Raw genomic sequence first — 15225 nt, 5'->3', positions numbered from 1 at the left:
CGAGGCACACATGCACAGCACCACACTTCTTCTCGCGAACACCCCACCCCAGACGTTGCCCGCGCGCGAGCTGATGGCCTTCACCCTGGGCTCCCACATCCTCCTGGTCCCGTTCGGTGTCGCGCTGCCTTTCATCACGCTCCTGATGCACTATCGCGGGCTGCGCAAGGGTGACGTCGTGGCCCTGAAGCTGGCCCGGCGCTGGTCGGCGGTGATGGCCGTGCAGTTCGCCATCGGGATCGTCACCGGTACTGTCCTCTCCTTCGAGTTCGGACTGCTGTGGCCGAGGATGATGGGCCGCTGGGGGGACGTGTTCGGTCTCGGATTCGGCGTCGAGGCCTGGGCGTTCTTCCTTGAAGCCGTCCTCATCGCGATCTACCTGTACGGCTGGCGCAGGCTCAGGCCCTGGACGCACTTCTGGCTCGGCACGCCGCTGCCGCTGGCCGCGCTGCTGGGAGCCTTCGGCATCATCGCGGCGAACTCCTGGATGAACACCCCGCAGGGCTTCACTCTCGACGCCCAGGGCAACCCGGTCGATGTCACGGTGCGGCAGGCGATCTTCACACCGATCTTCGGCCCGCAGTACTGGCACTTCGCGGTGGCGATGTTCCTGACCGCCGGCTACGTGGTCGCCGGGGTCTACGCGGTCGGCTGGCTGCGCGGACGCCGCGACCGGTACCACAGGCTCGGCTTCACCGTGCCGTTCACCGTCGCCGCGATCCTCACGCCGGTCCAGTTCTTCCTGGGCGACAATCTCGCCCGGCAGGTCTTCCACAAGCAGCCGGTCAAGTTCGCCGCCGCCGAGATCGTCTGGAACACCGACACCCACGTGCCGGAGTACCTGTTCGGGCGCCTCAACGAGGACGGAACGATCTCCGGCGGCATCAAGATCCCCCAACTCGACTCCATCCTGGCCGGATTCAAGCCCAGCACTCAGGTCACCGGCCTGACCTCGGTGGCCGCCGACGACCGCCCCACCGCCACCCAGGCGACCATCGTCCACTGGGCCTTCGACATCATGGCGACCATCGGCAGCCTGCTGATCCTGCTCGCCCTCTGGTATGCGTGGTGCTGGTGGCGCCGCCGTGATCTCCCCCGATCCCGGTGGTTCTTCCGCTGCGCTGCCGTCGCCGGGGCCGCCAGTCTGCTGACCGTGGAGTGCGGCTGGATCACCACCGAGGTCGGCCGCCAACCCTGGATCGTCTACTTCAACATGCGGGTCTCCGACGCGGTCACCGCCACCCGCGTGAGTTCACTGTGGACGATGTTCGGCATCGTGGTGGCCGTGTATGTGCTCATTTTCGGTGCCTTCCTCGCCGTGCTGCTGAAGATGCGCACCCGCTGGCGGATCGCCGACGAGAGCCCGGCCGGGCAGGCCGGCGCGCTCGGTCCGGAGGCCGGCACTCCGTACGGCCCAAGGGAAGGGACCATGGCAACCACCGGAGCCGCGCCGGATCCCGGTACGCCGCAGTCACCTGGTGGTGCGTCATGATGGCCGACGCGATCTCCTGGGTCCTGGTGCTGGCAGTCGCCGCCTACGCCTGCGCCGGGGGCACCGACTACGGCGCCGGGTTCTGGGATCTGCTGGCCGGGGGAGCCGAGCGCGGCGAGCGGCCCCGCTGGCTGATCGACCATGCCATGGCACCCGTCTGGGAGGCCAACAACGTCTGGCTGATCTTCGTCTTCATCATCATGTGGACCGGCTTCCCCACGATGTTCCAGGCCGTGTTCGGTGCCATGTGGCTGCCGCTGGCCCTGGCCGCCATCGGCCTGGTCCTGCGCGGCGCAGGCTTCGCCCTGCGCAAGCCGACCCGGAGCCTGGCCGGACGGCGGATCTACGGCGCGGTCTTCGCGGTCTCCTCACTGCTCACCCCGTTCTTCTTCGGCGTGGTCATCGGTGGCATCGCCTCCGGCCGGGTCGCGCCCGGGGCCACGGCCTCCTCCGACGCCTGGGCCAATCCCACGTCCATCGTCGCCGGGCTGCTCACCGTCGCGGCCACCGCGTACCTCGGCGCCGTCTTCCTCACCGCGGACGCGCGCCGCTTCGGAGCCGACGACCTGGTCCGGTACTTCCGGTTCCGAGCGCTCTGCAGCCTCGCAGCCATCGTGGTGCTGGCGGTCATTGGCATCCCCGTCACCCACCACGACGCCGAGTACGTCTGGCACGGCCTTACCCATGGAGCCGGGTTGGCGCTCGTGATCCTCGCCGCCCTCGCCGCCGCCCTCACCGCACTGCTGCTCGCGCGGCGGGAGTACCGCTGGTGCCGCTACACCTCGGTGGCCGGCGTCGCTCTGACCGTGGCCGCCTGGGGCCTCGCCCAGCGCCCGTACCTGCTGCCCACATCGTTGACGGTGGCACAGGCCGCGGGAGCCGCCCACACGTTGCGCTGGTTGGCGATCGTCACGGTGATCGCGGTCGTGCTGGTCGGGCCGGCCCTCGTCCTGCTCTACCGTCTCGACACGCTCGGCGACCTGGAGCCCCTCACCGACTCCGATACGCGAGGGGCTCAGGCACCGGGCGACAACCCCTAGCCCGACCGGGCCCCCTCCGGTTCGGCCGCTGTCCTGTGCGGACCTGAGGGCGTTCAGCGCAGCCGGTCGATCAGATGGTCGCCGACCCGCAGGGCGTTGGCGATGGCGGTCAGTGACGGGTTCACCGCGCCGATGCTCGGGAAGAAGGCGGTGTCGACGACGTAGAGGTTGTCCAGGTCGTGCGCTTTGCAGTTGACGTCCAGGGCCGAGCTTCTCGGGTCGTCGCCGAACCTCACGGTGCCGGCCTGGTGGGCGGTGGCCCCGATCGGCATTCCCTTGTGCAGGTAGATGCTGTGGTCGAGCAGGCGGTGCTCGTGCATGCCCAGCTGCCCGAGCATGCCCTGCAGCTTGTGCTGCAGCTTCCTCAGCCCGGTCGTGTTGTTCTTCTCGTCGATCGACAGGTGGACGTTCCCGTCGCCGTCGAGGGTGACGCGGCTGTCGGGCAGCGGCAGGTCCTCACCGCACAGCCAGAAGTCGACCGCATGGTGCGCGAGTACCTCGAACGGCATGTTCGGCGAGAACTTGCCGGCCCACCGCGGCGCCTCACCGTGGATCTGCTCGGCGTCCGACTTGCCGAGCATCTGGATGCCGCCGAGCGGGTAGTCGAAGTCGTCCGAGCCGAGGTACCAGTCGTTGAGCGCCAGGGTCTTCTGGAACTGGGTGGGGTTGGGTTCCTTCGAGATCGCCATCAGGGCCAGGTTGTTGTGCCGCATGTAGTGCCGTCCCACCACGTCCGAGCTGTTGGCCAGCCCGTTCGGGTGCCGGTCGTCGGCCGAACGCAGGAGCAGGGCGGCGGAGTTCACTGCTCCGCAGGCGACGACCACGATGTCGGCGCTGAACTCCGTCGCCGAGCCGTCCGCGAGTTCCACGACCACGCCGGTGACGGTGCGTCCGGTCGGATCGGTCTCCAGGCGGCGCACATCGGCGCCCGTGATCATCGAGACGTTGTCGTGCTTCAGCGCTGGATCGACGCAGACCACCTGGGCATCGGCCTTGCCGTTCACCAGGCAGGGGAAGCCGTCGACCCGGTTGCAGCGGATGCAGACGCTGTCATGGGTCGCCCGCCCGTTCTCCTTCTGCGTGAGGTTCACGCCGATCGGCAGATGGAAGGGATGCAGCCCCTGCTTCTCCAGGTCGTCGCTGAGCTGCTGGATGCGCGGCTCGTGCTCCACCGGAGGGTAGGCGTACGGCGCGCCGGCCGGACCCTCCGTGGGGTCCTCGCCGTGCTTGCCGTGCACCAGGTAGAGGTGCTCGGCCTGGGTGTAGTAGGGCTCCAGGTCCTCGTAGCGGATGGGCCAGGCGGGCGAGATGCCGTCGTGGTGGCGCAGCTCGCCGAAGTCCTGGGGGCGCAGCCGGAAGAGCGCGGCGCCGTAGAACTTGGTGTTGCCACCGACGTAGTAGTTGACCTCCGGGGTGAACTCGTGGCCGTGCCGGTCGTACCAGGTCTCCTGCGCCAGGTACTTGCCCTGCACGAACACCTTGGTGGAGTCCCAGTTGTCGATCTCGCGAGGCAGGTAGTCCCCGCGCTCCAGGATCAGCACCCGCTTGCCGGAGGGCGCCAGCCGGTGGGCGAGCGTGCCGCCACCCGCGCCGGTGCCGATGATGATGACGTCGTAGTGTTGGGTGTCGGCCACGATGGGCTCCCGTTCTCGAAGTGTTCGCACGTCACAGGATCGCGATGGGATTGACGGGTGATCCGGTGGCGCCGGGAAGCCGGAGCGGGGCGATCACGCAGAGGAACGACCAGCGGTCCTGCTCCTCGCAGATCGGCACCAGATCCTCGAACTGCAGGTAGTCCAGCAGGTGCAGTCCCATGGCGTGGATGCCGAGAACGTGCACCGGGAAGGCCACACCCTCCGTGGTGCCGGGAGCGGTGTCGTTGTTGCCGTCGCTGCCGAGCACCGCGACCTGCCGGTCCGCCAGGAACTCCATCGCGGTGGGGTGAAGCCCGGCGCGAGCCTTGGTCGCGTTCCACGGCCCGAGTTCGCGGTGACGGCGGCGATGGCCGACCCGCACGAAGAGCAGGTCCCCTCGAGTGACCCGCAGATGCTGCGCGGTCTCGGCGGCGGCCAGTTCCTCTCCGGTCACGTGGTCGCCGGGTTCGAGCCACGGCACGCCGCGCAGACGGGGGATGTCGAGCAGCACGCCGCGGCCGACGATTCCGTCCCGCGCCACGTCGATGGACAGCTTCGTCGCCCCGGTCACGGTCAGGCTGCTCGCGGCCACGCCGTTGTGCAGTGTGCCGTCGTAGACGACGTGACACAGGGCGTCGATGTGGCTGTCGGCGTCGCCGTGCACGTTCATGGCGAAGCGGTCCGCAGCGAACTGCAGGCCGTTCGCCTCGATGTTGCCGTCGACGACGCCGGTCATCTGGTGCTCGCACGGCTCGGGATTGCCGGGGCGCACCCGGGTTTCCATGACGGCGGCGAGCGTGACGGTGCGACCTGATCGGACCTCACCGGCAGCTGCCAGCACCTGCGTCGGTGCGAGGGTGTCCAGTGCGCCGCGGTCGGCGGTGTCCCGCAAGGCCTCGCGTCGCACGCGCTGGTAGAGCGCGCGGAACTCGGCCGAACTCAGCGGTGGTGGGCCGTCGGATCCTGTGTGCGTCGTCATGGATGCTCAGCGGGTCTGTTCGCGGTCGAGTGCTTCGTCGAGGGTGGTGGCGGCCATGATCAGCGAGAGGTGGGTGAACGCCTGTGGGAAGTTGCCCAGTTGCTCCCCGCGCGGCCCGACCTCCTCGGCGAAGAGACCGACGTGGTTGGCGTAGGTCTGCATCTTCTCGAAGGCGTAGCGCCCCTGCTCGGTCCGGCCGGCCCGGGCCATCGCATCGACGTAGAGGAAGGTGCAGAGGCTGAACGTGCCCTCGGAGCCTCGCAGACCGTCCGGTGAGGCGGCCGGGTCGTAGCGGTAGACGAGGCTGTCGGAGACGAGTTTGTGGTCGATGGCGTCCAGCGTGGACAGCCAGCCCGGGCCCTTGGGAGCGAGGAAGCGGACCCGGGGGATGAGCAGCAAGGACGCGTCCAGGACGTCCCCGTCGTAGTGCTGGACGAGAGCCTGCTCCTTGTCGCTCCACCCGCGGGTCATCACCTGCTCGAGGATGGCGTTGCGGGCGGTGGTCCAGCGCGCGAGGTCGGCGGGCCTGCTGAACTCGGTGGCCAGACGCAGCCCGACGTCGAAGGCGGCCCAGCACATCACCCGGCTGTAGGTGAAGTCCTTGCGTCCGCCACGGGTCTCCCAGATGCCCTCGTCGGGACGGTCCCAGGAGTCGGCGAGCCAGTCCAGGGTGGCGGCGAGCGCCTTCCACCCGTGATAGCCCGTCTGTTGGCCCACCGTGCCGCCCTCGGCCAGGGCGTAGAGCGCCTCGCCGTAGATGTCGAGCTGCAGCTGGTCCATGGCGGCGTTGCCGGCCCGGACCGGGGCCGAGCCGCGGTAGCCCTCGAAGTGGTCGAGGATCACTTCGGGGATGTCGGGATCGCCGTCGACCCGGTACATGATCTGCAGACGCTCGCCGTCGGAGCTCGCTCGTTCGGCCAAGCGATCGCGCAGCCAGTGGGTGAACCGGGTGGCCTCCTCGACGAATCCGAGGTCGAGCAGTGCTCGGACGGACAGTGAGCCGTCACGGACCCAGGTGTAGCGGTAGTCCCAGTTGCGCTCGCCGCCGACCTGCTCGGGAAGGCCCATGGTCGCCGCGGCGACCGGGGCGCCCGTGGGGTGGTAGGTGAGCAGTTTGAGCGTGATGGCGGAGCGGTTCACCATGTTCGGCCATCGGCCGCGGTAGGTGGAGGTGCGCAGCCAGCCCTGCCAGAAGTTGCCGATGTCGAAGAGCTGGTCGTTGAGCTCCTCCACGGTGATCGGCGCGGGCGGGGCCCCGTCCGGGCCGCAGACCGTGAAGGCGGCACCCGCCAGCTGCCCGGCGTTCAGCGTGACCTCTCCGCGCACGTCGTCCCCGTTGCGTTCCACGGGGAAGGTGCTCTGCAGGTATCCGGCAAGTTCCGGGGCACGGAACACCGCGGTCTCGCCCTGGAGATCGAGTACGTGAGTGGCGCGGCCGTAGTCGAACCGCGGTCGGCAGTCCAGGACGAACCGCACGGTGCCCCGCACCGCGCGCACGACGCGAATCAGCGTGTGCCGGTCGGTGGGCTTGCCCGTCCGGTCGGGCGGCATGCAGTCGACGACCTCGCCGACCCCGTCGGGGGACATGAACCGGGTCACCAGGACGGCCGTGTCGGGGTAGTAGAGCTGCTTGTACGTGACCTCCGTCTCTTCCGGTGCGAAGAGGAAGTAGCCGCCCCGGTCGTGGTCGAGCAGGGCGGCGAAGATGCTGGGCGAGTCGAAGCGAGGAGCTGCGAACCAGTCGACGACCCCTTGCGACGAGACCAGCGCGGCGGTCTGCAGGTCGCCCACCAGGCCGTGGTCGGCTATAGGCGGGTAGCGGTCCATGGTGTCTCCGCAATCTCGGGAGGACCCCCTGCGTTCCACTATCCGACCAGCCGCGCGCACGCGCTCCACGACAGGTGCCGACGACTCCCGGAATCCGCTGTGACCAGGAAGGGCGCGTCTGCCCGCCTGGTACTCCAGGCGGAGCAGCCACGTGCCTGCCCGGCGTCGGCGGGCAGGACCGGGACAGGCCGCGGCCCAGACCGCCCGGAAGCGGTACCGGCCGGGCCGCTCGACTTGCCGACGATCGTCCCCCCGGCGGTACTGGCCTCGGGCGGTACGCACGCGCCGCCACTGGACTTCCCCGGCTGCGGAGGGGCTACATGGAGATGGTCCATCTCCGGCTGGTGACTCCGCCGGACGTCACCGACGAGACGGTCGACATGCTGACCGGCGACCGTTACGTCTTCAACCTGGTCGTGCTCGCGGGTACGGCACGTCACCCGGACGGCGACGCCATCGAGTGCGACGTGCTGGCAGGTGCGGCGAACGAGGTCCTGCGCAACCTCCGTGAGCTGGACGTCGACCGGCGTGGCTCGGTCGTGATCGAGTCGGTCGACATGGCGTTCTCCGGACTCGCGGAGGAGGCGGAGACACACCAGCTCGGGGCGCTCGCGCATGCACCGGTGTGGGAGGCGGTCGAGGCGCGTATCCGGGCCGAGGGGACCTATCTGCCGAGCTTCTACGTCTATCTGATCATCGCTGGAATCATCGGCTCGGTGGGAATCCTCACCAACTCCCAGATCCTGATCGTCGCGGCAATGGTCGTGGGGCCCGAGTACGGCGCCATCACCAGCGTGGCTCTGGGCATAGACCGGAGGAACGGGCCGCGGATTCGGCAAGGGCTGTTTGCGCTGCTCGTCGGCTTCTCGCTGGCCGTGGCCTTCACGCTCCTGTTCTCGTTACTGGTCCGGGGTCTGGGAATTCAGCCGAAGGCGTTCACGCTGGGTGTCAGGCCGGTCTCCGACCTGATCAACACGCCGAACTTCTTCTCCTTGGCCGTCGCAGTGCTCGCCGGCATGGTCGGGATCATGTCGCTGACCCAGGCCAGGACGAGCGCCCTGCTCGGCGTGTTCATCTCGGTCACCACGGTCCCGGCGGCCGCTGACATCGGCGTGTCCTGTGCCTTCGCGAGCTGGAGCGAGGCGCGTGGCTCACTGCTGCAGCTTCTGCTCAACATCGTCGTGCTGATCGCGGTGGGTGTCCTCACACTCAGGTTCCAACGAGCGATCTGGCGGCAGATCAGCCTTCGAAACAGCCGTTGACACCCACGGCGGCACTGCGGGAGGCGACAGCCCAAGAGTGGTCCGAGGATCGTGGCATGGCAACGAAGCGCGGAATCACCGCGCCGGACGACGAACCTCGTGGTTCTGGGCGTTTCCGGGTCAGGCAAGAGCACGTTGGGGGCCATGCTGGCCGAACGGCTCGGGCTGTCGGGGAGCGGGGATCTCATCGAGAGCTTCACCGGACGGTTGATGAGGACGCCCACCGCGCCAGGAATCGTCTCAAAGGGCGAACCCACCGAGCTCTTCCGGAGGTGGGATCGTGTCTCGCTTGATTTGGACCCTGCGCGCCCGCACCCTGCCGATCGAGGGGCCTGCACCTGTCGGGCCGCCACGGCGCCCGGGTTCGTGGGTTGTGCCCACCCTCGGGCAGTGCGAGGAGGCCGCGTGCGCGAGAGCCGGACCGGACGGCAGCTGACGTTGCGTCATGGGAGTCAGTCCGTGGTCATCGTCGAACTGGGCGGTGCCCTTCGGGACTACGCGACCGGCGGACGTCCGGTGCTCGACGGCTTCGCTGCCGACGACCGGATCACGGGAGGACGCGGCCAACTCCTGGTGCCGTGGCCGAACCGGGTCAGGGGCGGCCGCTACCGATGGCACGGACAGGACCTGCAACTGCCGCTGACCGAGCCGGTGAACGGCAACGCGATCCACGGTCTGCTCCGCTGGACCTCGTGGCAGGTGCTGGAGGAGGCGGACAGCCGAGCCGTGCTGGAAGTCACGCTGTGGCCGCAGCCGGGCTATCCCTTCCACCTGCGGGTCCGAGCCGAGTACGTCCTGGGCGACGAGGGCCTCGAGGTGGCCGTGACCGCTCTGAACCAGGGCGCGAGCGTCGCACCGTACGGGGTGGGCCAGCATCCCTACCTCACCGTCGGCACGGCCACGGTCGACGACGCGGTGCTGACCGTTCCGGCGCGGAGTTGGGTCCGCACCGATGACCTGGGCCTGCCCGTGGCCGTCGAACCGGTCGCGGGCACGCCGTACGACTTCCGCACACCGAGGGCGATCGGCGCCCAGCACCTGGACACCCCGTTCGGCGATCTCGACCGGGACGCCCGTGGTCGTGCCGTGGTACGCCTGGCCCACCCGTCGGGGGAACACGGTACGGATGTCTGGCTCGGCGAGGGGGCGGACTTCCTGCAGGTGTACACCGGCGACACCCTGCCGGAGGGGGAACGTCGTCGCGCGGTCGCCATTGAACCGATGTCCTGTCCGCCGGACGCCCTCCGCAACGGTGCGTCGATCGTCGCCCTCGGACCGGGCGAGCGGCACACCGTCAGATGGGGCATCTCGCCATGGGGGAAGTGACCGAGGCCATGGTTCCTCGACCTCGTCCTCATCGGCCTGGCGATCACTCCGGAACCGGTGCCGATCGCCGCGTTCATCCTGATCCTCCAGGCGCGGAACGGCGTACGCAACGGGCTTGCCGTCCTGCTCGCGTGGATCGCGCGCCTGGCTGTGGTACTCGGAGCCGTCCTCCTGTCCACCCGAGGCACGCCGCCCCGTTCGTGATGGAGCTTCCGACGACGTTCGCGTCCGCTTCGGGGGGAGCCGGACTCGCGCCGATGCGCACCTGGTGGGCGGAACACGAGGACCGGGCGATCGTCACCCTGACGCCGCTGCTCGGCCGCTGGCCGGCCGGCAAGAGCCGCTACCAGCCCCTCCGGTGAACTGGCCTGCCGGAGCAATGACATGACGACGAACCAGATCCTCATCGGGACGAGCCTGATCCTGGTGCTCGCCGTCGGCTCGCAGATCCTGGCCAGCCGACTGCACGTCCCCGCCCTGATCGTCCTGCTGCCCGTCGGCTTCACCGCAGGCGCGCTGACCAGCGACGTCGATCCCCAGCGACTGCTCGGCGCAGCCTTCTCGCCTCTGGTGTCGCTCGCCGTGGCGGTGATCCTCTACGACGCCGGTCTCGGGCTCGACCTGGCGAAGTTGCAGGGGCACATGCGCCGCGTCGTCATCCGGCTGATCTGGATCGGGGTGCTTCTCACCTGGGCGATCGGCACGCTCGTGTCGAAACCGCTGCTCGGCCTGGACTACGGAGCGGCCGTGATGCTCGGGGCCATCCTGGTGGTCTCGGGGCCGACTGTCGTGGGACCGCTGCTCAGCTTCGTCCGCCCGACGGACCGGCTGCGGCACCTCCTGGTCTGGGAGGGCTCGCTGATCGATCCGGTGGGTGCGATCCTGGGCGCGCTCGTCTTCCACGCGGTCGACGCCAGTACCAGGGGTCGGTTCGGGAGCGGGGCGGCACACTTCCTGGGGAGCGTGGGCGTCGGCCTGGCCGGTGGGGCCGTCGGAGCGGTCCTGCTGTGGGCGCTGGTGCAGGGACTGCGGCTGGGCGAGGTGCTCGGCACCGCCGCGCAGCTCGCCGTGGTGATCGGCGTGGCGGCGGTCTGCGACGTGCTCCGCGAAGACACCGGGCTGATCGCCGCAGTCGTGATGGGCCTGGCTGTCACCAACCTGCGACGCTTCGACTTCCCAGTGCGTCGGCCGTTCTTCGAGACACTGGTCACCCTGATCCTCGGGGTGCTCTTCGTCTCCATCTCGGCCACCGTGACACCGCAGTCGCTGCGGCACGTACTGCTCCCCGCGCTGAGCCTTTCGGCCGTCCTGGTTGCCGTCGCCAGGCCGCTGGTGGCTCTGGTGTCCACGCTCGGCACTGACATTCCCCGCAGGGAGCGTGCCTTCCTCGGCTGGATGGCGCCGCGCGGCATCATCGCGGCATCAACCGCCTCGACCTTCTCGGCCGGCCTCGTCAACAAGGGGATCGTCGGCGCCTCGAAGATCCTCCCGGCTACCTTCGTGGTCATCGTCGCCACGGTGACGCTCTACGGGCTGACCGCGACGCTCGTCGCCCGACGCCTGGGGGTCGTGCGCTCGGGCCGTTCCCGGCCGCTGCTGGTGGGCGGTGAGCCCTGGGTGGTCGACCTGGGCCTGGCCCTGAAAGCCGCTGGTCTTCAGGTGCTGCTCTGGGCCGGTCTCGAAGAACAGCGTGAGCGCATCGAACAAGCCGGACTCGAGCTGGCACCCGGAGAACTGCTGGCGGCAGCCACCGGGGAAGGCGCCGAGCTGGAGGGCATCACCGTGGTACTGCTTCTCACTGCCGAGGACGACTTCAACGCACTGGCGTCGGTGGTCCTGCGGGGAAGCGTGGAAGGACCGGTCTACCGGATCGGGCCTCCGGCAGCCAGCCACGGCGTCGTCGCCCCGTTCCTGGGCGGTGACATCCTGTTCGGTGCCGGGCTCACCAGGCCTCGGCTGATGCGCCGGTACGGTGCCGGGGCCGACGTCGTGGCGCAACCGGTGAACGGCGCGACGCCGGCAGGGCACGACGCCCTGTTCGTGGTGCGCACCGACGGCCGCCTGGTTCCGGTCACCGAACACGACATCCCGTCTCCGCAGACGGGAGACACCGTCGTGATCCTTGGCCCGGCCCCCGCCGGCCGTGCGGAACGGATCTGAGCTTCGGCCGGCATTGCCCGCCACTGGTCTGCATCTCCGGCTGGCCCAACACCGCCGTGATCGACCTGCTGCGCCGACTCTCCGACGACGGCGCATTCCTGCGCTACCACGGCGACTTCGACGGCGAGGGCATCCGCATCGCGGTCGAGGAGGTGGTTGCCGACCTTCTCCTCGACGGCTTGGCAGAGTACCGTCACGGATGGAACGGCAGCTTGTTCGATGGGCCGAGGGCTACCACCAGCGCTTCGGCATCGTCCACGTCGACTTCGCGACGCAGCGGCGCACGCCGAAGGCCTCGTACGCCTGGTACCGCGACCTGATCGCCGCCCACCGGGCGAAGCTCGCGGCGCGGTAGCGGACCGGAATCGGGGTTCTGTCCCCCGTGAGAGCTACGCGCAGGTGTCCCCTGTGAGGTGACGACTCCTGATCACCGTCTCCCTAACGTTCAGTTCAGCCGCGGCGCCTCGGTCGCGGACCGGACTGGGAACCGGAAACGGAACCGAAGAAGGAGTCGTCATGAAACCGGTGTGGCAGGTCCTGGCCGTGATCCTGGTCGGTGCGGTCTGCGGCCAAAGTGCCGCCGCGGTCCAGGACAACCCGTGGCTCTCGCTCCTCGTGGGCAGCTTGACGGTCGTGCTCTCGGTGCTCGTCTACCGATGGGTCGTGGGGCGCACCGAGCGGCGCCCGGTCACGGAACTGGCCCGCGGGGGAGCGCCCGGGGCGCTCCTGCGGGGGCTGGTGATCGGGGTCGCGATGTTCGGATCCGTCATCGCGAACATCTACTTCCTCGGGGACTACGAGGTGCACGGCCTCGGCTCGCCGACCGGGGCGATCGGGCTGGTCGGCTTCATGGCGGGCGCCGCCGTCACGGAGGAGCTGATGTTCCGCGGCCTGCTCTTCCGGCTCGTGGAGCGCGGCCTCGGAACGTACCTCGCGCTGGCCCTGTCCGGCACCGTGTTCGGTGCGTCCCACCTGCTCAACAAGGACGCCACCCTGCTGGGCGGCGTCGCCATCGCCATCGAGGCCGGCGGCATGCTCGCCGCCGCGTACGCCGCCACCCGCTCCCTGTGGCTGCCGATCGGCCTGCACTTCGGCTGGAACTTCGCGGAGTCCGGCATCTTCGGCACCGAGGTCTCGGGCAACGGCGACACGCACGGACTGCTGGACGCCTCGACGTCGGGGGCCAAGCTGATCACCGGCGGCGAGTTCGGCCCGGAGGCCAGCGCGCACGCGACGCTGTTCGGCGCGCTGCTCACAGTCGTCTTCCTGTGGCTGGCCCGTCGGCGCGGCCACATCGTCCCCCGCCGGCGTGCCGAGCGCGTCGACGCCCCGGCTGCACTCGCCCGGTGATGAGCCTTCAGGGGGCCGGTCAGGTGTGGCGCCGGCTCGACGTCACCCTCCGCGACCTCCCTCTCGGGACACTGTTCCTGGTCGCGTCGTTCCTGCCGGGTCTGAGCGGCCACGGGACGCAGGTCGGGGATCTGCCGACCCGCCCCTTCGACGCGCTGGCCGTGGTGGCCCTCGCGCTCGAATGCCTCTCCCTCGTGGTGCGCCGGCGGTGGCCGGTCAGCTGTCTCGCGCTGGTGGCGTGCGGCTTCGCCCTTGACCAGTTGTGCGGCTACCACTCGGCCGCCGGCACCGCCCTGCCCGTCGCGCTGATCAGTGCCGGCTTCCATCTGGAGCGGCGCCGGCGCACCACCGTGGTCCTGCTGTCCGTGGCGTACGTGCCGCTGGCGATCGCGCTCGCCCGGCTCGGTTCGGGCGGCGAGACGGCGACGGGGTTCGTGACGTTCTACCTGGCGCTCGCCCTGGCCTGGGGAGCCGGGGCGTGGCTGCGTTCCGCGCGGGCCGCGGAGGCCGCACGCCGCGAGCGTGTGGCTGCCGAGACCCGAACTGCCGAACGCGGCCGCATCGCCCGCGAGTTGCACGACGTGGTGACCCACCACGTGACCGCGATGGTCGTCCAGGCCGAGGCCGCCCGCTACCTGACCGCCGCACCCGAGCGGCTGGAGCAGTCCCTGACCGCTGTCAGCGACACCGGCCGCCGCGCCCTCACCGACCTGCGTCACCTGCTGGACCTGCTCAACCCCGGTCACGGCACCGACCACGGCACCGACCACGGCGTCGGCCCGGCGGAGGCCGCGCAGGCCAGGACACCGGCCGTCGGCAGGGTCCTCACGCTCGTCGAGCAGACCCGCCGGGCCGGACAGCCCGTGGACTTCACCGAGCGGGGCACAGCGCCCGCCTCGACCGGCAGCGCCGACCTCGTCGCCTACCGGGTGGTGCAGGAAGCACTGACCAACGCCCTCAAGTACGCTCACGGCAGCCGCACTTCCGTGCGGGTTCAGCGCTGCGAGAGGGAGATCACCGTGGAGGTCAGCACGGACGGAACCGGCTCACCCGCCGCCACCGCCACCGCCGTCGCCTCCGGCAGCGGACGGGGCCTGGCGGGCCTGCGCGAGCGCGTCGACGTTCTGGGCGGCGACTTCAGCGCCGGCCGCGGCCCGGACGGCGGCTTCACCGTCCGGGCGCGCATCCCCGCCGACGGCACCTCGTGAGCGCACCGATCCGGGTCCTGGTCTGCGACGACCAGATGCTGGTCCGCACCGGCCTGGTCACCATCATTGGCGCCCAGCCCGACATGGAGGTGGCGGGCGAGTGCGGAGACGGACGGACCGGGGTCGACCTCGCCCGCAAGGTGCGACCCGACGTCGTCGTGATGGACATCCGCATGCCGGTCCTCGACGGCCTCGAAGCCACCCGCCTGCTGGCCGGCGTCGGAGTGCCCCACCCCGCCAAGGTCCTCGTGGTGACCACGTTCAACCTGGACGAATACGTCTACGAGGCACTGCGCGTCGGCGCCAGCGGCTTCCTCCTCAAGGACGCCCCTCCGGACCGACTGCTCCACGGCATCCGGACCGTGGCCACCGGAGCGGCCCTCCTCGACCCCGACGTGACACGCCGCCTCGTCGGGCGCTACGCCGCCCGCATCCGCCCCGCCGAGAAGACCCACCGAGACATCCCGCTCACACCTCGCGAACTGGAAGTTCTCCGCCTCATCGCCGACGGCCTCTCCAACCGCGAGATCGCCGCAACCCTCGTCATCAGCCAGGAGACCGTCAAGACCTTCGTCTCCCGCATCCTCACCAAACTTCAACTCCGTGACCGGGTCCAGGCCGTCGTCCATGCCTACCGCCACGGCCTGGTCACCTGACCGGGCATTCCGTCCCCGGTCGAGCGGGTCCGGACCTTCCACGAGCACCACGTCGTCGCGGTCCGGGACTTCGTGTCACTGCTCAAGTGCCCGCAGCGGCAACCGACCTGCGTGGAGCCGTAGTTGAGGCGTTGTTCGACAACAGTGCCCCGGTCGGTCGGTCGGTCGGCCGACCGGCCGACCGGCCGACCGGCCGACCGGGCCAGGGGGGGGCGGGGGCTTGTGGGGGTGGAAGGATGGGGGGGGGGGGGGGGGTTGTTGGTGGTGGTGTTTGCGGGGGTTGTGAAGGTG

The 15225-nt window shown here is 69.8% G+C and carries 12 protein-coding genes and 2 pseudogenes; 11 read left to right on the top strand and 3 right to left on the bottom strand.

Annotated elements, in window-relative coordinates:
* The first annotated feature begins 10 nt into the window (after positions 1-10).
* Both ACFVGO_RS11470 and ACFVGO_RS11465 read left to right on the top strand, forming a co-directional pair.
* Positions 11-1492 (top strand): cytochrome ubiquinol oxidase subunit I, encoded by a 1482-nt coding sequence (locus ACFVGO_RS11470; protein WP_380631429.1) that lies wholly within the window; start codon positions 11-13, stop codon positions 1490-1492.
* On the top strand, positions 1489-2532 hold the full coding sequence (locus ACFVGO_RS11465) for a cytochrome d ubiquinol oxidase subunit II (RefSeq protein WP_380350719.1): 1044 nt from the start codon (positions 1489-1491) through the stop codon (positions 2530-2532). Before ACFVGO_RS11470 ends, ACFVGO_RS11465 begins: the two co-directional genes overlap by 4 nt.
* A 53-nt stretch (positions 2533-2585) precedes the next feature.
* Here ACFVGO_RS11465 and ACFVGO_RS11460 read toward each other — a convergent pair whose 3' ends face one another.
* From ACFVGO_RS11460 to ACFVGO_RS11450, 3 genes are read right to left on the bottom strand one after another with little or no spacing between them, the layout of a single operon-like run.
* The gene (locus ACFVGO_RS11460; RefSeq protein WP_380631428.1) at positions 2586-4166 is read right to left on the bottom strand and encodes a GMC oxidoreductase; all 1581 of its coding nucleotides are present in this window, start codon (positions 4164-4166) and stop codon (positions 2586-2588) included.
* 31 nt (positions 4167-4197) lie between these two features.
* Positions 4198-5145: a cyclase family protein gene (locus tag ACFVGO_RS11455; protein WP_380631427.1), complete on the bottom strand. Its 948-nt coding sequence runs from the start codon at positions 5143-5145 to the stop codon at positions 4198-4200.
* Positions 5146-5151: 6 nt separating this feature from the next.
* Complete coding sequence (locus ACFVGO_RS11450; RefSeq protein WP_380631426.1) at positions 5152-6972, bottom strand: glycoside hydrolase family 15 protein; 1821 nt, start codon at positions 6970-6972, stop codon at positions 5152-5154.
* Between the two features lie 320 nt (positions 6973-7292).
* Between ACFVGO_RS11450 and ACFVGO_RS11445 the strand changes: the two genes are divergently transcribed.
* The 9 genes and pseudogenes from ACFVGO_RS11445 to ACFVGO_RS11405 all read left to right on the top strand — a co-directional run bounded on the left by ACFVGO_RS11445 (position 7293) and on the right by ACFVGO_RS11405 (position 15057).
* Positions 7293-8234 (top strand): DUF389 domain-containing protein, encoded by a 942-nt coding sequence (locus ACFVGO_RS11445; RefSeq protein WP_359898942.1) that lies wholly within the window; start codon positions 7293-7295, stop codon positions 8232-8234.
* A gap of 405 nt (positions 8235-8639) precedes the next feature.
* A complete protein-coding gene (locus ACFVGO_RS11440; RefSeq protein ID WP_359898944.1) occupies positions 8640-9560 on the top strand; it encodes an aldose 1-epimerase family protein in 921 nt (306 codons plus the stop codon).
* 384 nt (positions 9561-9944) lie between these two features.
* Positions 9945-11720: a sodium:proton exchanger gene (locus ACFVGO_RS11435; protein ID WP_359898946.1), complete on the top strand. Its 1776-nt coding sequence runs from the start codon at positions 9945-9947 to the stop codon at positions 11718-11720.
* Positions 11717-11854 (top strand): annotated as a pseudogene (locus ACFVGO_RS11430) (DUF2399 domain-containing protein); the annotation flags it as partial. The gene ACFVGO_RS11435 and the pseudogene ACFVGO_RS11430, both read left to right, overlap by 4 nt.
* Positions 11855-11940: 86 nt before the next feature.
* Positions 11941-12075, top strand: a pseudogene (locus ACFVGO_RS11425) (family 1 glycosylhydrolase); the annotation flags it as partial.
* 161 nt (positions 12076-12236) lie between these two features.
* On the top strand, positions 12237-13070 hold the full coding sequence (locus tag ACFVGO_RS11420; protein WP_380631425.1) for a CPBP family intramembrane glutamic endopeptidase: 834 nt from the start codon (positions 12237-12239) through the stop codon (positions 13068-13070).
* Entirely contained in the window at positions 13070-14278 is a 1209-nt protein-coding gene (locus tag ACFVGO_RS11415) for a sensor histidine kinase (RefSeq protein ID WP_380350767.1), read from the top strand. Before ACFVGO_RS11420 ends, ACFVGO_RS11415 begins: the two co-directional genes overlap by 1 nt.
* Positions 14275-14934: a response regulator transcription factor gene (locus ACFVGO_RS11410; RefSeq protein WP_359898952.1), complete on the top strand. Its 660-nt coding sequence runs from the start codon at positions 14275-14277 to the stop codon at positions 14932-14934. Before ACFVGO_RS11415 ends, ACFVGO_RS11410 begins: the two co-directional genes overlap by 4 nt.
* A 6-nt stretch (positions 14935-14940) precedes the next feature.
* A complete protein-coding gene (locus ACFVGO_RS11405; RefSeq protein WP_359899023.1) occupies positions 14941-15057 on the top strand; it encodes a DUF3050 domain-containing protein in 117 nt (38 codons plus the stop codon).
* Positions 15058-15225 lie beyond the last annotated feature (168 nt).

This window comes from Kitasatospora sp. NPDC057738, assembly GCF_042798815.1.
Lineage (GTDB): Bacteria > Actinomycetota > Actinomycetes > Streptomycetales > Streptomycetaceae > Kitasatospora > Kitasatospora lactacystinica.
The sequence above is the reverse complement of the archived record's forward strand: the minus strand, read 5'-3'. Positions and strand labels throughout refer to the sequence as shown.

What these genes read in the sequence shown, in the direction of transcription:
- ACFVGO_RS11470 (WP_380631429.1), top strand. Translation starts at nt 11, where the DNA reads ATGCACAGCACCACACTTCTTCTCGCGAACACCCCACCCCAGACGTTG.
- ACFVGO_RS11465 (WP_380350719.1), top strand. Translation starts at nt 1,489, where the DNA reads ATGATGGCCGACGCGATCTCCTGGGTCCTGGTGCTGGCAGTCGCCGCC.
- ACFVGO_RS11455 (WP_380631427.1), bottom strand. Translation starts at nt 5,145, where the DNA reads ATGACGACGCACACAGGATCCGACGGCCCACCACCGCTGAGTTCGGCC.
- ACFVGO_RS11450 (WP_380631426.1), bottom strand. Translation starts at nt 6,972, where the DNA reads ATGGACCGCTACCCGCCTATAGCCGACCACGGCCTGGTGGGCGACCTG.
- ACFVGO_RS11445 (WP_359898942.1), top strand. Translation starts at nt 7,293, where the DNA reads ATGGAGATGGTCCATCTCCGGCTGGTGACTCCGCCGGACGTCACCGAC.
- ACFVGO_RS11435 (WP_359898946.1), top strand. Translation starts at nt 9,945, where the DNA reads ATGACGACGAACCAGATCCTCATCGGGACGAGCCTGATCCTGGTGCTC.
- ACFVGO_RS11420 (WP_380631425.1), top strand. Translation starts at nt 12,237, where the DNA reads ATGAAACCGGTGTGGCAGGTCCTGGCCGTGATCCTGGTCGGTGCGGTC.
- ACFVGO_RS11415 (WP_380350767.1), top strand. Translation starts at nt 13,070, where the DNA reads ATGAGCCTTCAGGGGGCCGGTCAGGTGTGGCGCCGGCTCGACGTCACC.